The organism is Bacillus cereus group sp. RP29 (genome assembly GCF_040459765.1).
GTDB classification, from domain to species: domain Bacteria; phylum Bacillota; class Bacilli; order Bacillales; family Bacillaceae_G; genus Bacillus_A; species Bacillus_A paranthracis.
This window is the reverse complement of the sequence record NZ_JARVHN010000001.1, coordinates 3,198,032-3,216,499: the sequence shown is the minus strand read 5'-3', so window position 1 is coordinate 3,216,499 and position 18,468 is coordinate 3,198,032. Positions and strand designations below refer to the sequence as shown.

The window sequence follows — 18,468 nt, the reverse complement described above, 5'->3', positions numbered from 1 at the left end:
TTACATGACACGTCCCTATCAATTAACTAAGTATGATGAGATTGATTTAAAGTTAGGAATCAAATCATCGTTACCAGAAGTTAAAAGCACACTAGGACTTGCAATTTTGTTTTTTGAAGCATCAGAAGGGAAATCAGAATTAAAATATTCAAAATCTCAAGGTAATCAAATCATTATTGATGATAGTTTGAAATCAAAATTGTTGAAAAAAAACCAGGATATTTTGAATGATGCAAGTATTACCGAAGAAGATTTTATTGAAATAGTGAATAAAAATCCTCTATTCAAGTCTCAATTAGAAGCTTTAATCGTTGTATTTGAGTTGATTTGGAAGTTAGCAGAAATTGATTTTATTGATGATAAGCCTGCTAGTGCTGAGAGAACAGGTGGAGCAAGATTTGAAAAAGAAATTAATTTTACCATCAATGCTGATGTAATTCACGAGGTGATTGGAGACGACCGAGATGAGTACTATAAAGTATTGTTATCTTGGATTGGACTAACTGTTGAAAAAGAAAAGAAATACGAAGATAGATTAATTTCAATTCTTTCTATACTTTCTGAAGGCGCAATCTATAAATTGGTTGATGGAGAAAATGATATTATTTTCAACCAAAATAGTATTTACAAAGCACTTATTGATACAAAATCCAGTGTCAATATTAAAAGTGATAAGGAAGCAAAAGGTTCTCTAAGAATATTAAATTCTGCTCTAAAAGATGAACTGAATCCAAACGTATCATACAACAACTGGGTTGTTTCTGGAGTTGACGATAAAGAACTAGAGTTAGAAGAGTATCAAAAAAGAGTAGAGACCTTCCTTAAGTTGTCGTCGCAAAAAGTAAATACGATTGTCAATGAAGTTGATATTAATAGTGAAGCTGAAGAGAAGAATTTTTCTGAAGAAAGTTCTTCTTCGAATTATATAACTAACTTTAAAACAGATTTTCCACATAATCGAATTATTTTTGGAGCTCCAGGAACAGGAAAAAGTTATACTTTGGAAAAAGAGCGTAAAAAGCTACTCTCTGATGGTGGTGAATGCGAAAGAGTAACATTTCATCCTGATTATTCTTATGCAAATTTTGTAGGAACTTATAAGCCAACAATGGTAGAAACAGACCCACTTTTAAATGTAGACGGGGATGAAAAGAGTATCTTATCTGTGTTATTAGATGATAAAAAAACAGCACAGGAAAAATATGATCTACTGTATGATAAATTTAAAGATGGTGACTTAACACGTTTGCCGTTATTACTCGGGCTTTATACAGATGATAAATTTAATACCCGCAAGAAAGATGGTACTAATGCTGCAGGGGATAATAGTGTTGAGCGAAACCACGGAAGAGCAATACGTCGGTTTGTGAACTTGATTTCGAACAAAAATATTGTGTCTGAAATTTCGTATGAATATGTTCCAGGACCATTCATGAGAATATATGTAAAGGCATTGAAAAATGCTAGGACTTTAAACCCTAAACCATATCTATTGATAGTTGAAGAAATTAATAGGGCTAACGTAGCCGCTGTATTTGGAGATGTATTCCAGTTATTAGATCGAGATAATGACAATGTTAGTGAATACTCTATTCAAGCATCAGAAGATATGAAGAAATATCTTGCTAAGGAATTAGGTGGAAATCCTAGTGAATATTCTGAGATAAAATTACCTGATAATATGTTTATTTGGGCTTCAATGAATAGTGCTGACCAAGGTGTATTCCCTATGGATACTGCATTTAAACGTAGGTGGGATTTCACTTATCAAGGAATTGATGAAGGTGAAGATGACATTAAAGAGTGTGAAATTTCTCTTGGCGAAAGTGGTGCTAAAGTAAATTGGAATCAATTAAGAAAAGCAATTAACGAAGAACTTCTTAGCTATAATGTGAACGAAGATAAGTTACTTGGTCCACATTTCATTTCTAAAGGAGCATTGCAAGATAGCCAAATATTTAAGGAGGTGTTCAAGAACAAGGTGATTATGTACTTGTTTGATGATGCAGCTAAACAAAAGAGACCTAGTCTGTTCTCAGGAGCAGTTAATCCAAGGCTATATTCGGCTATTTGTAGTGATTTTGATAAGAGAGGTATAGAAATATTCGCAGAAGGCATTCGGAATAAATTTGCTGTCTTTTCTGTAGAGGATGAAGAATAATGAATTCTATTTTTCTACGAGAACAAAAAAGATACAATCAGGAATTGCTAGTTAAACTTTTTAGTTGTTCAGAAGAAGAATTAGTTTCAATTTTAAAGAAACTAAAACAATATGGCGTTTTAAAGTCTGTGAAAAAATCTGATGAACAGAAAGCTTTATCTGACTTGTTAGATGAAGATATAGAAGTCGCTGATGTTGAGGTCGGCGAAAATGAGAATTTATACGTCTTCACGTATGTAGGTGTTATTACGATTGATAATCGCTTATTAATAATTTATCCTAAATATTTGCTGAGTATTGATACTCCAACTGAAGAAATGAAAATAGTCCTTAAAGTTATTGCAAAGTACAATTCTAAAGAACAAATTATCAGAATGTACAATGAAACCAGTGACAGTAGCGCTTTCAATCTTTTAGCAGTAATATTGTTTTTACTGAACGATTTCTATGAGTATGGGTCGTATATTAGCAGTAAAGATATAATTGAGATTAATGGAACAGGGGAAATTTTATGGGATAAGACCATAAATGAAACATTCACTTTGCTTTCAAATAATAGACCAATTTATCCAGATTTATTAACACGAAAAAGGATAAATGATGATTTTGATTATTTCAAACGTCTACATGAATACATATTGACTAAGGGTACAAAAGAATTGAGCGATGCTAATTTACTAAATCTTTTTGACATAATGGGCGTTGCGTTAACTGATGAAGAGATTTCAGACTTTGGAGATAAAGAGTATATTCTAGACCGAATTGAAAAAGAGTTGAATATTCAATTTAATACTAGGAAGCAGCTTCTTTTAAAGACAATGTATGCATATATTTCTTATGGTGGTACATTGGCTGATATGGATAGCTTTAGTATGTATGGAACAAATTCCTATAACCTAATTTGGGAAAAAATATGTGCGGAAGTATTGGATAATCAGCTTCAAACGCCACTTTCGTTTTTAAAGTTACCGAAGCCACTAGATAAGAAATATACTAAAAGTGACACTTTAATTTCGATAATAGAAAAGCCAAGATGGAAATTTGAAGATGAAAATGGAGAAGAATATGAACACTCAGCCAAGAAGACATTAATTCCCGATTTAATTTCTGTTAATCTAGTTGATGATAAGTGCCAATTTATAATATTTGATGCAAAATACTATAATTTAGTTTTGAATTCTAAAAAATTAAGTGGTCAGCCTGGAATTGAATCTATCACCAAGCAATATTTATATCAACAGGCATATAAGGAATTCACTTCAAAACATGGAATAGATGATATAAAAAATTGTTTTCTGTTCCCAACAGAAGAAGATTCAATTCAAGATAAAGGATATGTTCAATTATCGATGCTACACGGTTTAGGACTTGAAAATATCCAGAATAGAATGTTACCAGCGAGTATGATGTATGATTATTATTTAAAAAATAAGAAAATGAGTATACTAAAATTAAAACTATAAGTTTAAAATACCTAGTAATGAGATATACGCTAGGAAATTTTTGAATACCTAATATACAAACAGTTCGTGTAGATTTGAAATAAAGTCGCACTGTTTAAAATAAAAATGCGATGAAATAAAGCTGATTTTTTCAATAAAACATTGATTTAATAGGTTTTATCCTATCTTTAATCAATCTCTTTTATAAAAGAATCCATTTAAAAAATGGATTCTTTTTGTTTGGTACATGTTCTTTATTATTTTTCATTGAAAAAATCAGGAAACATCTCTTGTAGTTTATTGATAGGTTCCTCTAAATTATTTTTTTCTGAGGATTTTATTGAGTCCTTAGAAGTTTTGAATAGAGTTTTAAAATTTGTTAAGCTACTGTTTTTATCAACGCTAGCGTTGAAATCTAAAAGATTGTCTTTGAGTCCTGTTTTTTCTTGTAAGTGAGGGAAGGTACTAGAAAGAGCTAATTGATCGTAAAGGTTTTTATAATGTTCAACTTGTACTTTAAGCTTTTTAATTTGCAAATCTTTTTCAGCAGCAATTTGCTTTATATGGATAATTTTTTGTTCATCTTTTTTTAGGGTATGGAGTTCTTCATACAATTTAATAAACATTGTTTCAAATTCATGAAGTGCATTAATAATTTTAGGAGTATTACCCTTATAAATTTCAAAAATTTGTTCTATGTTTGGAAAATATACCTCATCATCTTTGTTTACACCAATTGTTCGATAAATAGGTTTATTTAATTCAGCTATAGTTTTTTCTAATCTTCTTTTCCAGGTGTTTCTTCCAATGCCGGTCTCTTTTTCAAGAAGAGAGTAAGTTAAATGTACGTGTCCTAATCTGTTTTTTACTTCTAATGCAAGTTCTTTTAATTCCTGATCAGTAAAAATTCTAGGCCGTCCTGAATTTTTTTGTCTGCCTTTTAGCATCAGTTTTTTCACTCCTCTATAAACTTTGCATCAACAATAGCCTTGTGGTCCATATACTTTAATAGTTGTCTAGAATGTTTAGTTAGAAGAGACTCGTGATAGTTCACTCGTTCATGTGACTTCGATAAACTAAATTCTTTAATATATTCAAGATGATCATTGATTCTATTTTCTAAGTCCCTTGAGTATGTTTCTAACCATTTAATCGCCTCGTCATATTCATCGATAGATGGATTGAAAAAGTAATGATTAACACATATTCTACAATCCTCAACGCAATTATTAGGGAAATTTTTATCAGTGCAGTAGCCATAATCAACTTTCTGGTACTGGTCTGAGTTTTTAGGTGAATATAATATTCTGTTATCAAAAATTTTTCTTTTAGTTCCCAAAAAGCCACCAGACATTTTGTTTTGAGCTTGTTTCTCAACTATAGTTTGAGTAAGTCTGTATACATATGATTGAGCAAATAATTTGGCATGAGAATAATAGTTTGACGCATGTTGTATAGTTGTTTGTCCAGCTAATCTGGCGATGGATAAAACATTAAATCCTTGTAAGAACATGTTAATGATTGCAAAATGCCTTGTATCACCCGGAGAAATCTTATCTAAAGAGTGCTGTGAATACATCTGTTCAACTATTTCTGTATAAAAGTTATTCATTAAAGTTTGAAATTGATGTTTTAAAATTCTATTTGAGGATCTCTTAATACCTCTAGAAAAAAACTGACAATAAAATTCTTGTGGGAATAGATTATCTGTATGGATGTTATAAGTATTCAACACATATTGAAAATCTTTAATCGCCTTAGACATATCATCAGTAATAAGAATATGTTGAAAATATTCTTGTTGTTTGGGGCTATCGAACTTTTGTTTCGATCTAGGAATAATAATCCATGTTTTACCATCATTTTTTTCATATAGACAATTATATTTCATTCTTAAAAATTCATTGGGTCTCATGGGAATAATATTTGTAATAGTCCACCATAAAATTACAGGATAATATTTATGGTATCTAGGTAGGACTATCTTATATTTAAAATCATTAATTATTTCATCAAAAAGCAGAACATGATAAAAATTGGGTAAATCTCTATTTTTCCATTTAGGTGAAGGGAATGAGTCGCATATTTCTATGTATTTTTCATGTCCTGGCAACGGTGAAAATTTCAAAAACTCTTTAAGTACAAGTGCAAATGTTGAAGCCCATGGTATGCTGAAACTAGAAAGTAATTTTTCGAATTGATCTGTGGAAGTTACACCCTCGGTTGTTAAAATTATTTTCCTAAGTATATTGAATTCAGTTTCTATAGTTGAAGGTGAGATGCCTGAAGCACGTCGTAATAAAAGATAACATTTAATAATGGTGCATAATTTTTTATATGAAAATAATTTATGAAATGACAGCTTAAAAGGTGTATTTTGGATGTTACATGGAATAAGCCATTCATCATCATCAAAAGATTTTGCCATTATATATCCATGGATAAGTAAATCGTTAAAGATATTTTCGAATTTGGAAACATTAATATCGTTGTAAGTTATAGATTCAGTAACGGCTATTGGCGTGCTCCCCATATTTATTATCTTTTTTAATTGCATAATATATATCCTTTACATAGTATTTTTTTATAAAAGTAAATGTTGTTTAACTTTCTCTAATATTTTTGTTTTTTCTTTTAAAGGAAGAAAAGAATTGACGACATTAATACCAAAACCTTTAATTGCTTCGTCAATTAATAAAATAATATTGAGAAGAAAAAACGAATCCCTTTTTCTAATAGCATCATATTTGGTGTTCTCTAATGAACTAGTTAACCGCTTAAGTTCACTAATGGCTTCAATTAACACCATTTTTTCAGGGATAAAATACTCACAAGAATAACATGTTTTTAGATTTTTTCTTTTACAATTAGGATATACAAGACATTGGCCCGCTTTTTCTTTCGAAGGCATTTGATTTGTAAATAATTTTATTGCAAGTGTTTTCAGTTCTTCCATTGGAAGATACTTGATTTCATCTAAAACACGGTTCTTATTAGTATGAATGTTTTGCAAAAAGATCGCCCATTTTTCTAGTTCCATAGGTGAAATAGAATTACGTAGCTCTTTAATAGTATCGGTTCGTTCTTCAATTGTTTGTCCATGTTGTAAGTCTTCTTTTAATCTAAGTAAAATATAGTTGTATAACCACCCAAACATACCACGGTTTAACAAGTTTATTGAGACTCTATTTATGCTACCATCTTTATTTTTTGCTTGAATGTAAATAGCAGTTGTATCTGAATTTTTGTGTGATCTAGTGTTTTTTGTAATTTCTAGGGCTAAATCAGCATCTTCACCATCTTCTTCTAAGATTGAATAAAAAAGATAAGTCATGGTACTTCTATTCATGGTTAAACAGTCAAAATCTTTTAATTGAGGAGAGGGATTAAAAAAGTTTAAATGCTGATCCATTCCGGATACTCTGGTTGATACAATTTTTTTGCCAAAAAAGAAAGTACCAAGTATAAGAGAATTTTCAGGAAGTGCAATGTAATTTTGTATATTTCTTTTATGAAGTTCAGAAATGACAAGTGAATGCGCTAAGCTCTCTATTAAGTTTGGAGATACATAGAAGTTATAAAGTACAGAAACTTTGTTTGCGACGGCATTTCGAAGCTTAATATAAAGTTGATTAATAATACTTTGTGATTCTTCCATGGTTAATTTATTGGTTTTGAACCAAGATAACTTGTCTGCTCTTATAGAATCCAGTTCTATAGAAGGGAATTCATGAACAATATCTGTTCCTCTCCAATTATTGGTGAGAAGAATTATTGTGTACGCCCACATATTCGCGTAGTATCTACATTTAGTAGCGTTAGTAATATGCATTTCAATGTTTTGAACGTGAGTATAATATTGGTGATAAACTTCAAATGAGTATATATTTTTTTCTGAATAAGCAGGATCTTTTTTTGAGTAGTAGTATAAATATTTTTTTTCTCTATTTATTCCATTTTGATTTTCACAATATGACAAAAACTGAACGAAAATTTTTTTAAGTTCATTAGATAAGGTTTTGTTGGAAAGAAAAAGCTCTATTTTAGCATTCGAAGTAGTCCATATTTCCTCATGGAAATAAGAAAGCATTTTATCATATAAATTAATAAATTTTAATGTATAGCCTCTTAAGGAGGATGGTCTAGCATTACTAGAATTAATCTTGATGTCCACCCATTTTTTGTAAATAGACGATGTTTTTATTAAATCAGTGGTAGGAGGATGGTTATGATAATGGTTCAGTAGGTCTTTTAAAGCTTTATGTGTATCATAAACAGTATCTAATACATATTGTAGACTTTCTAAATACCTATTTGCATTTTGGATAGGGATAAAGAGCCTATTATTTATTTTTATAGCACCTGTCAATAGGCCTTTTTTTATATCTAAACGTAGTTTATCAAATGTAAATCCTGAAATAGAGCTTAGGGTATTCAAATCGTAATGATCAATTAAATGTAGCATTCTTGTTTTATGATTATAGTAGTATTCTTTTTGGAAATTCTCTAAATCAATTTTTGATACTAGCCAATGGTATCCACCAGCTGCAGGCACTTTTGTAGAATTAGGAAAGTAGTCTTTTAAAAGCCCTCTTAGCCAAATTGGTGGAGCTTGTAGTTTTTCTGATGCTTGTTTAACGGTTAAGAAATTTGTCATGTGTTTGTTTTTTTCTTGTTTCTGTGTTGCTGTATCTACATGTGTGTAATAATCTTTTTTAGTAAAATAATTTAATAGGTGGGTGAGTTCGTTTTTATGACAATAATATTTATTTAGATGCATTACATAATTTGGTATTCGCTTTGTGTGTATTAGACGTCGGATTGAGCTATCTGTCACATTAATTCGGTGTTTTTTAAGTTGACTTATTATTTCTTTAATGGAAAGAAATTCTTTAGGGTTAAATTGATCTATATAGCCAATCTTCTTTTTTATTAATGATAAATGAGACTTTAGAAAAAATATATTTCCTTTAGAATGAGGGAGTTTAAAAGTGCTGATTTTATTTGCATATATGTATTTGTAAATTCGTTCTTTGGGTATTCCCAGTTCTAGGCTAAGTTCATTAATTGTATAGTAATCCTCAATTTTTTGTGAAGGAAGTTGTGTGTTAGAATGTTCGAAATAATAAATTTTTAGTGTTTTTATTTCTTCTTTATGAATATAAAGTTTATTTTTAAATTTCATATATCTTTTTATTAACCCAGTGGAAATCTTTTCGTGAATCCATGATGTTCCTCGTATACTCAAACCGTCTTTTTTTAAAACTTCAAAAACTTCATATGCTGTTAGGTAGGAGTTTCTATCATCAACAGGATTTAGGTTAGCTTTTTCTTTTGTTTTTTCTATCTCGTCTATATCAATATACATACGTCCTTTAATGTTTTTTATCTTTGAGATAAAGCCCCTTTTAATATATTTATAAGCTGTAGATTCGTGAATTCCTAGTGCTTTACTAAATTCCAGTACAGTTAAGTATTGGAGTTCGCCATTATTTTCAGTAGACATTTGTTCACCTCTTTTTTGAAGGGAATATAGTATTAATCAAATTTATTTCTATTAATAAGACGAGGTATATAATTTTCATGCATATTATCGAATTTACCTTCAATTTTTTTTCTCATTCTATCCGTCTTAACCATATATGTTAAAGAGGATAATAAGTTATTATCTCCACGATGAAAAGCTATTTCAAGAGGATTATCTGTATTTTCGGCAATAAGGTTAGTGAAAGTCCCTCGCCCTATATGAGTAGACCAATCTGCAAGGAGTAAATGATTCGCAAGAATTTGTTCTTCTGAGTTACCGTATGTTTTTAAGAAATTTATAAAATTACGTTTTAGTTTATTAAAATATTGACTGTAGCTTTTTCCTGACATAGCTTTTCCATCTCTATTTATAAAGAGAGCACCTGAGTCAGTATGATCTTTATATAAATTAATATGATCTGTAAAAAGAACCTTTCCCCAGTCAAATATTTGTAGGATGGCCTGATTTCTAGGCTTTTTTACGCTACTGGATCCAGAATGATCTTTAATATCCTTTCTGAAATTTTGATTTTCTAAAGTGAGTAGAAAATCTCCAGTATGTAATTTTCTCTTTAAGTTTGAACGTTTCAAATTGACAACCTCGCCTCTTCTTAAGCCACCAAATATTTGTAGATAGACTCCTAATGCGATTGGCTTTGTTTTTAGGGTAGCAATTTCTAATAATAGAGGAATGTATTTTGCTGGTAACATATGTTCTTGCTTTGAGACTGTTTTGGTGGGATAGATGACTTCAAAAGGGGATTGGAAATAATATGTTCCTTGATAAGTCTCTTTTTTTATAAAAAGGGTTTCATTTACTTTTGGTAAGCATCCTTTCTTTTGAAGCCAAATATAAAATAATGTCAGTGTTCTTTCAGCATCTTTAACAGTACCTACTGTTCTTTCTTTGCGAGATAGATTATTAAGAAAATCATTTCCATGTACTATTTTTAATTCTTTTAGATTATTAATCCCTAACTGTTTCTTGTTAGTTAATAAGTAGTTTAGAAAAGAAACCGTATTATTACAATGTTTTCTTTGGGTATTGTAAGCATTATATTTCCAATTGCTTAGTATAAAATCGCTTAATGGATGTACAATGTGTATGTCATTTGAAGTTTCTTTAAGTCCAATAATTGAGAATTTCTTATTTGTTATATCACTTTTACTTGAAGTATTCCATTCTAGCCAAACAGGAATAGAGAAAAACTTATAATTTTCTAATTGTAGAGTAATCATTTTTACTGTCCCCCCCAATCACATAATTTTGTACATTATCTTTACGGATTTGGTCGAAAGATATGTGTATAAATCTATAATATATTGTCGCTTTTTTGTGTACAACAATAATTTCTTAAAATTTAGAATTTACTTGTTTTTATAGTGTTGGATAGGGATAAATATGTACATGAAGTTTAAGTACATATTTATGGAGATATGTCGTATGGCGAAAATCGGCTGAGAATGTAACTGAATATTGTAAGAAGGGCTCACTTGTTGGGATTACAGGGCGTATTCAGACGAGTAATTACGATGATGAACAAGGCAAGAGAATATATAGAACTGAAGTTGTGATTGAGAGTATAACCTTTTTGGAGAGAAGGCGGGAGGGGGCATCGTAATAAGAGGGTCTAGTAACATAGCCCTCTATCAATTTTGATTAATACCTTCCCAAACAACATCTAATTGTTGATTGAGAATATTTTTCGCATTGATTTCATTTCCATGTAGTAGCGAATGCGACATTAGTGTATAAAAATAAGTGCTCATAACAGTAGAAGTGATAATATTTATATCCCATTGACTGTTTAATTTTCCTGCCTCTTTCGCTTCTGTAATAATTGAAGACAAACCTTCTTGTAGCTGTTGTATACTTTTTAATTCATTTTCTACTAAGTAGTTTGACTTTATAATCTCAAAGACGGCATGCTTCATTAAATCACCATGTCCAGTAAATCGATCCAGTAAATCGCCTAAAACAAGTTTGATTCTTTCTTTTGGATGCTCCACATTTTCGTAAGTTTTTAAACTTTCATTCCATAGCTCAATTTGAGAATCACCTAAAAATAATAATATGTTTTCCTTTTTCGGAAAGTAGTTGAAGAAAGTGCCCTTCGCTATCCCACATGCAGTAGTAATATCTTGAACCGTTACATTTTCGTACCCGCGTTCTTGGAAGAGTTGTACTGCTTTTAGGAATATAAGTTCTTTTAATTCTTTTTTTCTCGTTTCTCTCAGCATATAATCTACTCCTAACACAAACAATTATATCTGTTTAATAGATAATCTCAAATGAAATCTTACTTCATAATTAAGTTTAATGTAATCGAAAGAAGGATAGAGGATGCTGTTTCTTATTTTTATTATAAATGAAAGTTGTATAGTTCATGTGCTTGCCTTTCAGAAACCCATTTTGGCATACGTTTCATTACTTCGTTTCTTACTATAGTTAAAGGTTTACTTTCTATTTGTGCCATTTTTCCAACTTTCCATGCAGTATTTGAGATTTTTTCAATTCTATCTCGTCGTTTTTGTTCGTATTCTAAAAATGCTTGACGATAATGAGCATTATTTTTAATGCATTCAGCCAGAATAATCGCATCTTCAATTGCTTGGCAAGCACCTTGGCCTAAATTCGGAGTAAGTGCATGGGCAGCATCCCCAATGAATACGATGCGTTTGTCAAAAAACTGTTTCATTGGAGTGAGGTCTATAATATCACGATGAATCATATGAACGTCCGATGCATTATGCAAAATAGATGGTATGGGATTGTGGTAAGATTTGAAATGATTATATAAATCTGCTGTTGTGTAAGCTTTGTATTTTGGATCTCTAGCTTTCGCGTTTATGAGCGCATACCAGTATACTTCGTTGTTGGGAAGAGGGACGATACCAAATCTACCGTTCGCTCCCCAAGTTTCAATAAAGCCATTTGTTAAAGAAAGATTATTAGTAGGAGTTACGCCGCGCCAACACGTATATCCTGCATAACGATAATTATCCCTTTGTGTTACTTGTTTTCGAACGACAGAATGAATACCATCGGCAGCAATCAGTATATTGCCAAATGCTTCACTACCATCTTGAAATACTATTTTTAAGGCGTCTTCCTCATTTCGTTCTATTTTTACACATTCTTTTCCCCATTCGACAGTATCTTCTTGTAGTTCAGAAAGTAGCAATTGATGTAAATCTTTTCTATGAATAGAGTACATTTTAGGATAACAAGCTGGGATAATCAATTTATTGAAAATAGTTCCTTTTTCGGATACAAGTTTAAAGCCGTTACTTTCGTTGCCGAATTTTTTTATTCTCTCAGAAATTCCGTATGGCTCAAGTGCTTGCATTGCATTTGGAGCAATGATAATACCCGCACCAGCAACAGTAGGCTCATTGTTTTTATCATATACTTTTACTTCTATTCCTATTTTTTGTAAGGAAATTGCTGCGCAAAGTCCAGCAATACCGCCACCAATAATTATGACATTGTTCATTTGTTATCACTCCACCTTTAAATGACTTTGTTCATAAAATGACCACGGTCAATTTATGAGTTAAGGTTAATCCCTTTTTATGTAATTGTCAATTACACTTTTAACTATAGTTATGGAATGATTAGGTGAAAATAGAATGAATGAAACTTTCCAGCAATGTAGAAAAGTAAATAGTAAAATTAAGCATCCGAGTAGGAGTATAGCGTGATAACATGTTACAATACAGCTAAGAACATGCAATAAAGGAGAGTTATTTACGTGAAGATTAAAGCAATTGAACCGACGCCAAGTCCAAATACAATGAAAGTTATTTTGAATGAAGTATTACCATCAGGAGCACGTAATAATTATACAAATGAAAATAAAGAACAAGCACCAATGCAAGTGCAAGAAATTTTGAAAATTGAAGGCATTAAAGGTGTATATCATGTAGCCGACTTTTTAGCGGTGGAGCGAAATGCAAAGTATGACTGGAAAGTGTTATTACAACAAGTTCGTGCTGTTTTTGGCGAAGAAGTAGTGGAAGAAAGTGAAGAACAACAACTTGCTCATTTTGGGGAAGTGAAAGTGTTTGTTCAAATGTTCTTTACAATTCCAATGCAAGTAAAGTTAACAGATGGAACGACGGAAGAACGTGTTGGTTTACCTGACCGTTTTAAAGAATCAATTATGAAAGTGCAAATGTCTGCACCAAACGTTGTAAAAGAACGTAAATGGGTGGAACAAAGTACACGTTACGGTAATTTTGAAGAAATCGGGAAAGAAGTAGTAGAAGAGATTGTTGCTGCTTATCCGGAAGAACGTGTAAATGAAACGGTTAAAGAATTATTAAATCAGGCAGGTGCTGTTGAAGTAACGATTCAAAAGCGTGAGCCATATAAAGTAACAGAAGAGATGATGAAAGATGCTGACTGGAAAAAACGTTTTGCAGCTTTAGAACAAATGGATCCTACTGAAGAAGATATTCCAGTGTTGAAGATGGCGTTAGATGATGAAAAAGTTTCGATTCGCCGTTTAGCAACAGCATATTTAGGTATGGTAAAAGGTGATGAAGTATTACCGTTATTATATAAAGCCTTATTAGATCGCTCTGTAAGCGTTCGTCGTACTGCAGGAGATTGTTTATCAGATGTAGGTGATCCGGCGGCGATGTTCGTTATGATTAAATCTCTGAAAGATCCAAGTAAATTAGTACGATGGCGTGCAGCGATGTTCTTATTTGAACTAGGAGATGAAAGTGCAATTCCAGCATTAAAAGCAGCGCAGGATGATCCAGAGTTTGAAGTAGCAATGCAAGCACGTCTAGCGTTAGAGCGTATTGAAGGCGGAGAAGAAGCAAAAGGTTCTGTATGGAAACAAATGACGGAGTCTCGTAAAGGGGAATAATGTATGATTGTTTTCTATGATAGTTGGTGTCCGATGTGTACGGCGGTTGCAGAACGTACGAAAAAATTAGATAAAAAGGGTAAGGTGAAATTTTTTTCATTTCGAGATGAAGATGTAGTTGAGAAGTATGAACTTTCTCAAGAACTACAAAGTAAGATGGAACAAAGATTGTATATTTTAAAAAATAATAAGTGGTATGACGGCATTCATAGCATATATGTATTAGCAAAGGTCGTTCCATCTTATTGGTTTGCCGTACCTTTTATAAAGCTATCTATCGTACTTGGTTTTGGAAGTAAAGTATACGATTATATCGCTAACAATAGAAAACTTGTCCCAGTTGGACATTGCCGCGAAGGGATTTGTGAAATCCCTACAAAAAAATGAAATCATCGTTATCTTTCTTTTGCACCTATTAATAGAGCGTGATATGATGAATTTGGAATGAAAGTTGAAGGAGAGATTACAAGATGTCAAATGCTTATGAAGAATACATGCGCCAAATGGTAATCCCAATGCGCCAAGAGTTAGTGCGTTCTGGGTTTGAAGAGTTAACTACAGAAGAAGCTGTAACAGAATTTATGGAAAACGTAACAGGTACAACTTTAGTAGTTGTAAACTCTGTTTGTGGTTGTGCAGCTGGTTTAGCACGTCCATCAGCAGGTCAAGCGGTTGTTCGTGCTGAAAAACAACCTGATCATCTTGTAACTGTATTCGCAGGTCAAGATAAAGATGCTACTGCAAAAATGCGTGAATACTTCGGAGAAATTCCTCCGTCTTCACCATCTATGGCATTGTTAAAAGGAAAAGAAGTTGTTCACTTCATTCACCGTCATGAAATTGAAGGTGCAACTATGGACGAAATTATTACGAATTTAGAACAAGCTTTCGAAAAGAATTGCTAAAGAAGGGGGAGAGTAAATCTCCCTCTTTTCTTTATATAGAGGTGAAAAAATGATAGTAACAACAGCAGGAAGAACGAACAAAGAAATGACAGCTTATGCAAACAGGGTAGCAGCAGAATTAAATGCTTCTTTCGTTAAACGTAATGACATACCAGTACATAAGCTGCATGAACAGTATGAACAAGATGTACTTGTCGTAGGGAAGAACCGATTAGCTATTTATCCAAAAGGTACGGAAGAATCGTTTTTCTTTCATCCGAACTCAGCGATGTTTCGTGTGAAAAGGTTAATGCGCGGAGAACATGATCCGTTTGTACAAGCCACGCAATTAGAGAGAGGAATGACAGTGTTAGATTGTACGCTCGGGATGGCATCAGATAGTATTGTAGCTAGTTATATTGTTGGTGAAAGCGGAAAAGTAACAGGACTTGAAGGCAATGAGTATATGGCTTATATTATGGAAAATGGTTTGAAAACATGGTCTTCATCTGTTTCTGAAATTGATGAAGCAATGCAACGAATTGATGTAAAGCAAACGGAGCACTTCGCATTTTTAAAACAATGTGAAGATAATAGCTATGACATCGTTTATCTCGATCCGATGTTTGAAGAAACTGTCATAGAATCTGACGGAATTAAAGGATTAAAACATTTCGCTTTGTATCATGATATTACTGATGAAACAATTGCGGAGGCGAAGCGAGTGGCGAGAAAGCGTGTCGTATTAAAAGATCATTTCCGTAGTTCTAGATTTGAAAAACACAATTTTCACGTATACAAAAGAAAAAGTGCTAAGTTTCACTTTGGTGTAATTGACCCTTGCTAATTGTTTGAAAAGATGTATAATAAGCAATAATTAATTAAATATACTGTCTGTGATGAAGAGAGTAGTCTTTTTTAGAAGGAAAGCGAGCTAGGGATGGTGTGAGCCTAGTGCGGAAGAAAAAGATGAAGCGCACTTCGGAGATGCTTCTTGAACGAATAGTAGAGTAAGCCGAGGCCCCCTGTCCTCGTTATAAACGGGAAAGTGGTTCGTAATGAACAACAAGGGTGGTACCACGGGTTCAAACTCGTCTCTTTTTTAGAGACGAGTTTTTTGTATTTTAAAAATGAAGGAGGTTGTAGCATGGATTATAAAAAGCAGTTTGCAGAAAGTTTATCTAATATTTTTACGAATGAATTAACGCAACAGCAAAGTTTAGATTTAATTGAAACACCGAAACAAGATGAATTCGGAGATGCAGCGTTCCCATGCTTTTCATTAGCAAAGCAATATAAAAAAGCACCGGCTATTATTGCAAAGGAAGTTGCACAGAAATTAAGTGATCCGTTTTTTGCGAAAGTAGAGGCTGTTGGTCCTTACGTAAATGTCTTTTTTAATCGTGAAACGGTAAGTGATACAGTATTAAAAACGATTTTAGCGGAGAAAGAAGAGTACGGTCACAATCATTTTGGATATGAAAAAACGGTCGTTATCGATTATTCCTCTCCTAATATCGCAAAGCCATTTTCAATGGGGCATTTACGCTCTACAATGATAGGAAATTCATTGAAACATATCGCTGAAAAATGTGGCTATGAAGTTGTAGGAATTAATTATATTGGAGACTGGGGAACACAGTTTGGAAAGTTAATTACAGCTTATAAAAAATGGGGAAATGAAGCAGTAGTGAAAGAGGATCCAATACGTGAATTATTTAAGTTATATGTTCAATTTCATGAAGAGGTAAAAGACGACGAAGAATTAGAAGAAGAAGGACGCGCTTGGTTTAAGAAATTAGAAGAAGGTGATGAAGAAGCTGTTGAGCTTTGGAATTGGTTCCGCCACGAATCCTTAAAAGAATTTTCTCGTATTTATGAACTTCTCGGTGTGGAATTTACTAATTTTCAAGGAGAAGCTTTTTATAATAATTTAATGGAAGACTTTATTGGGATTTTAGAGGAACATGATTTACTTGAAGAGTCAGAAGGCGCATTAGTCGTTAATTTAGAAGAAGAGGGAATGCCACCTTGCTTAATTAGAAAATCAGATGGTGCGACGATTTATGCAACGCGTGACTTAACAGCAGCACTATATCGTCAAAACACATTTGGTTTTGATAAAGCGTTATACGTAGTTGGCCCGGAACAAAGTTTACACTTCAATCAATTTTTCACTGTATTAAAAAAGTTGGGCTACACTTGGGTTGACGGCATGGAACATGTACCGTTTGGGTTCATTTTAAAAGATGGTAAGAAAATGTCGACACGTAAAGGAAGAGTTATTTTACTAGAAGAAGTACTTGAGGAAGCAATCGAACTTGCAAAACAAAATATTGAAGAGAAAAATCCGAATTTAAAACAGAAAGAAGAAGTAGCAAAGCAAGTCGGTGCTGGCGCAGTTATCTTCCACGATTTAAAAAATGAGCGTATGCATAATATTGAATTCTCATTAGAAAATATGCTGAAATTTGAAGGGGAAACAGGCCCATATGTACAATACACACATGCACGTGCTTGCTCTATTTTAAGAAAAGAAAGCGTAGAATTTGAAACGTGTACGTTTACCTTAAAAGACGATTATAGTTGGAATATCGTAAAATTACTAAACAAATTCCCAGAAGTAATTGAAGGAGCATGTAACAAAAATGAGCCATCGGTTATTTCGAAATACGTATTAGATGTGGCACAATCGTTTAATAAATATTATGGAAATGTGCGTATATTAGAAGAGAGTGAAGAGAAAGACAGTAGACTGGCATTAGTGTATGCTGTGACGGTTGTATTAAAAGAGGGATTACGTTTACTTGGGGTGGAGGCACCTGAGGAGATGTAACATAGTAATAAACTGACAAACTGGGTTTAGTATATAAACCTGGTTTGTTTTTTATTTGGATATATAATTAATTTTCAAAATCAATTAAAATCTTTTTAGAGAGGAGGATTTATATTGATTCGAAATATGATTTTACAAATTCCTTGTCATAGAAGATCAGATAGAAGTTTTCTTAAACTACAAAAATACATACCTTTATGTGCGCGTTGTACAGGCATGCTTATCGGTATATTAATGTTTCCAATTTATTTTTATATAACACTTTCATTTCTTTTTGCAATTATACTATCATTTTCTGCTCAAATTCCGTTACTTATTGATGGATTTACCCAAAAGTGGAAATGGAGAAGTAGCACAAATTTACTAAGAGTAACTACTGGTGTATTAAGCGGTAATGGTATGGGGTTATTTATTTCATCAAGTGTTATTTGGATATTATCTTAAGGTATATAGTAACGGAGGTATTTACATAGATGTTCTGGATTTACTTAATTCTAATTTTTATTTCAGGTGGAAGTGGAATTGGTTTTATGATTCAAAATAAGTATACAGAAGCAATAATAGCTTTTACTATTTGTATACTATTGATTGGGCTACTGTATTATTATCTTAAGAGAAACAAAAGAAAGAGAAAAGCAGATTGTGGCGATTTAGATTGTACGGATTGTTTTGATTGTGATTGTACTTGTTAAATTTTTCTTCCAAATAAAAAGCTAGTGTATTTGTTAATAACACA

15 protein-coding genes, 1 pseudogene and 1 other annotated feature are annotated in these 18,468 nt (G+C 32.3%); of the genes and pseudogenes, 10 read left to right on the top strand and 6 right to left on the bottom strand.

Annotation, left to right across the window (positions count from 1 at the left end; all coding sequences use genetic code 11):
* Nucleotides 1-4 precede the first annotated feature (4 nt).
* Entirely contained in the window at nt 5-2,161 is a 2,157-nt protein-coding gene (locus QCI47_RS17150; RefSeq protein ID WP_001992785.1) for an AAA family ATPase, read from the top strand.
* Nucleotides 2,161-3,624: an LlaJI family restriction endonuclease gene (locus QCI47_RS17145; RefSeq protein WP_048539338.1), complete on the top strand. Its 1,464-nt coding sequence runs from the start codon at nt 2,161-2,163 to the stop codon at nt 3,622-3,624. The genes QCI47_RS17150 and QCI47_RS17145 overlap by 1 nt, the downstream gene beginning before the upstream one ends.
* A gap of 236 nt (nt 3,625-3,860) precedes the next feature.
* Here QCI47_RS17145 and QCI47_RS17140 read toward each other — a convergent pair whose 3' ends face one another.
* From QCI47_RS17140 to QCI47_RS17125, 4 genes are read right to left on the bottom strand one after another with little or no spacing between them, the layout of a single operon-like run.
* The gene (locus tag QCI47_RS17140; RefSeq protein ID WP_353811887.1) at nt 3,861-4,562 is read right to left on the bottom strand and encodes a hypothetical protein; all 702 of its coding nucleotides are present in this window, start codon (nt 4,560-4,562) and stop codon (nt 3,861-3,863) included.
* Nucleotides 4,559-6,160, bottom strand: a complete 1,602-nt coding sequence (locus QCI47_RS17135; RefSeq protein ID WP_001992859.1) for a site-specific integrase — start codon at nt 6,158-6,160, stop codon at nt 4,559-4,561. The genes QCI47_RS17140 and QCI47_RS17135 overlap by 4 nt, the downstream gene beginning before the upstream one ends.
* Before the next feature lie 27 nt (nt 6,161-6,187).
* Entirely contained in the window at nt 6,188-9,109 is a 2,922-nt protein-coding gene (locus QCI47_RS17130; protein WP_043896966.1) for a helix-turn-helix domain-containing protein, read from the bottom strand.
* Nucleotides 9,110-9,141: 32 nt separating this feature from the next.
* On the bottom strand, nt 9,142-10,368 hold the full coding sequence (locus QCI47_RS17125) for a hypothetical protein (RefSeq protein ID WP_001992851.1): 1,227 nt from the start codon (nt 10,366-10,368) through the stop codon (nt 9,142-9,144).
* A gap of 197 nt (nt 10,369-10,565) precedes the next feature.
* Here QCI47_RS17125 and ssb point away from each other — a divergent pair.
* A pseudogene (gene ssb, locus QCI47_RS17120) lies at nt 10,566-10,751 on the top strand (single-stranded DNA-binding protein); the annotation flags it as partial.
* Between the two features lie 28 nt (nt 10,752-10,779).
* Here the strand turns inward: ssb and QCI47_RS17115 are convergent.
* Nucleotides 10,780-11,370, bottom strand: a complete 591-nt coding sequence (locus QCI47_RS17115) for a TetR/AcrR family transcriptional regulator (protein WP_309422815.1) — start codon at nt 11,368-11,370, stop codon at nt 10,780-10,782.
* 122 nt (nt 11,371-11,492) lie between these two features.
* Nucleotides 11,493-12,626, bottom strand: coding sequence for an FAD-dependent monooxygenase (locus tag QCI47_RS17110; RefSeq protein WP_353811886.1), 1,134 nt, complete (start codon nt 12,624-12,626; stop codon nt 11,493-11,495).
* 258 nt (nt 12,627-12,884) lie between these two features.
* Between QCI47_RS17110 and QCI47_RS17105 the strand changes: the two genes are divergently transcribed.
* The 7 genes from QCI47_RS17105 to QCI47_RS17075 all read left to right on the top strand — a co-directional run bounded on the left by QCI47_RS17105 (nt 12,885) and on the right by QCI47_RS17075 (nt 18,424).
* A complete protein-coding gene (locus QCI47_RS17105; protein WP_000692572.1) occupies nt 12,885-14,012 on the top strand; it encodes a conserved virulence factor C family protein in 1,128 nt (375 codons plus the stop codon).
* A gap of 3 nt (nt 14,013-14,015) precedes the next feature.
* Complete coding sequence (locus QCI47_RS17100) at nt 14,016-14,399, top strand: thiol-disulfide oxidoreductase DCC family protein (protein ID WP_000634897.1); 384 nt, start codon at nt 14,016-14,018, stop codon at nt 14,397-14,399.
* 83 nt (nt 14,400-14,482) lie between these two features.
* The gene (locus QCI47_RS17095) at nt 14,483-14,917 is read left to right on the top strand and encodes a BrxA/BrxB family bacilliredoxin (RefSeq protein WP_000063713.1); all 435 of its coding nucleotides are present in this window, start codon (nt 14,483-14,485) and stop codon (nt 14,915-14,917) included.
* Between the two features lie 49 nt (nt 14,918-14,966).
* Nucleotides 14,967-15,743: a class I SAM-dependent methyltransferase gene (locus QCI47_RS17090; RefSeq protein ID WP_000637441.1), complete on the top strand. Its 777-nt coding sequence runs from the start codon at nt 14,967-14,969 to the stop codon at nt 15,741-15,743.
* Between the two features lie 40 nt (nt 15,744-15,783).
* Nucleotides 15,784-15,998, top strand: a binding site (T-box leader).
* Between the two features lie 45 nt (nt 15,999-16,043).
* Nucleotides 16,044-17,732, top strand: coding sequence for an arginine--tRNA ligase (gene argS / locus QCI47_RS17085; protein WP_353811885.1), 1,689 nt, complete (start codon nt 16,044-16,046; stop codon nt 17,730-17,732).
* Nucleotides 17,733-17,846: 114 nt separating this feature from the next.
* Nucleotides 17,847-18,176 (top strand): DUF2085 domain-containing protein, encoded by a 330-nt coding sequence (locus QCI47_RS17080; protein ID WP_000620803.1) that lies wholly within the window; start codon nt 17,847-17,849, stop codon nt 18,174-18,176.
* Nucleotides 18,177-18,205: 29 nt separating this feature from the next.
* Nucleotides 18,206-18,424 (top strand): hypothetical protein, encoded by a 219-nt coding sequence (locus QCI47_RS17075; RefSeq protein ID WP_071742389.1) that lies wholly within the window; start codon nt 18,206-18,208, stop codon nt 18,422-18,424.
* Nucleotides 18,425-18,468 lie beyond the last annotated feature (44 nt).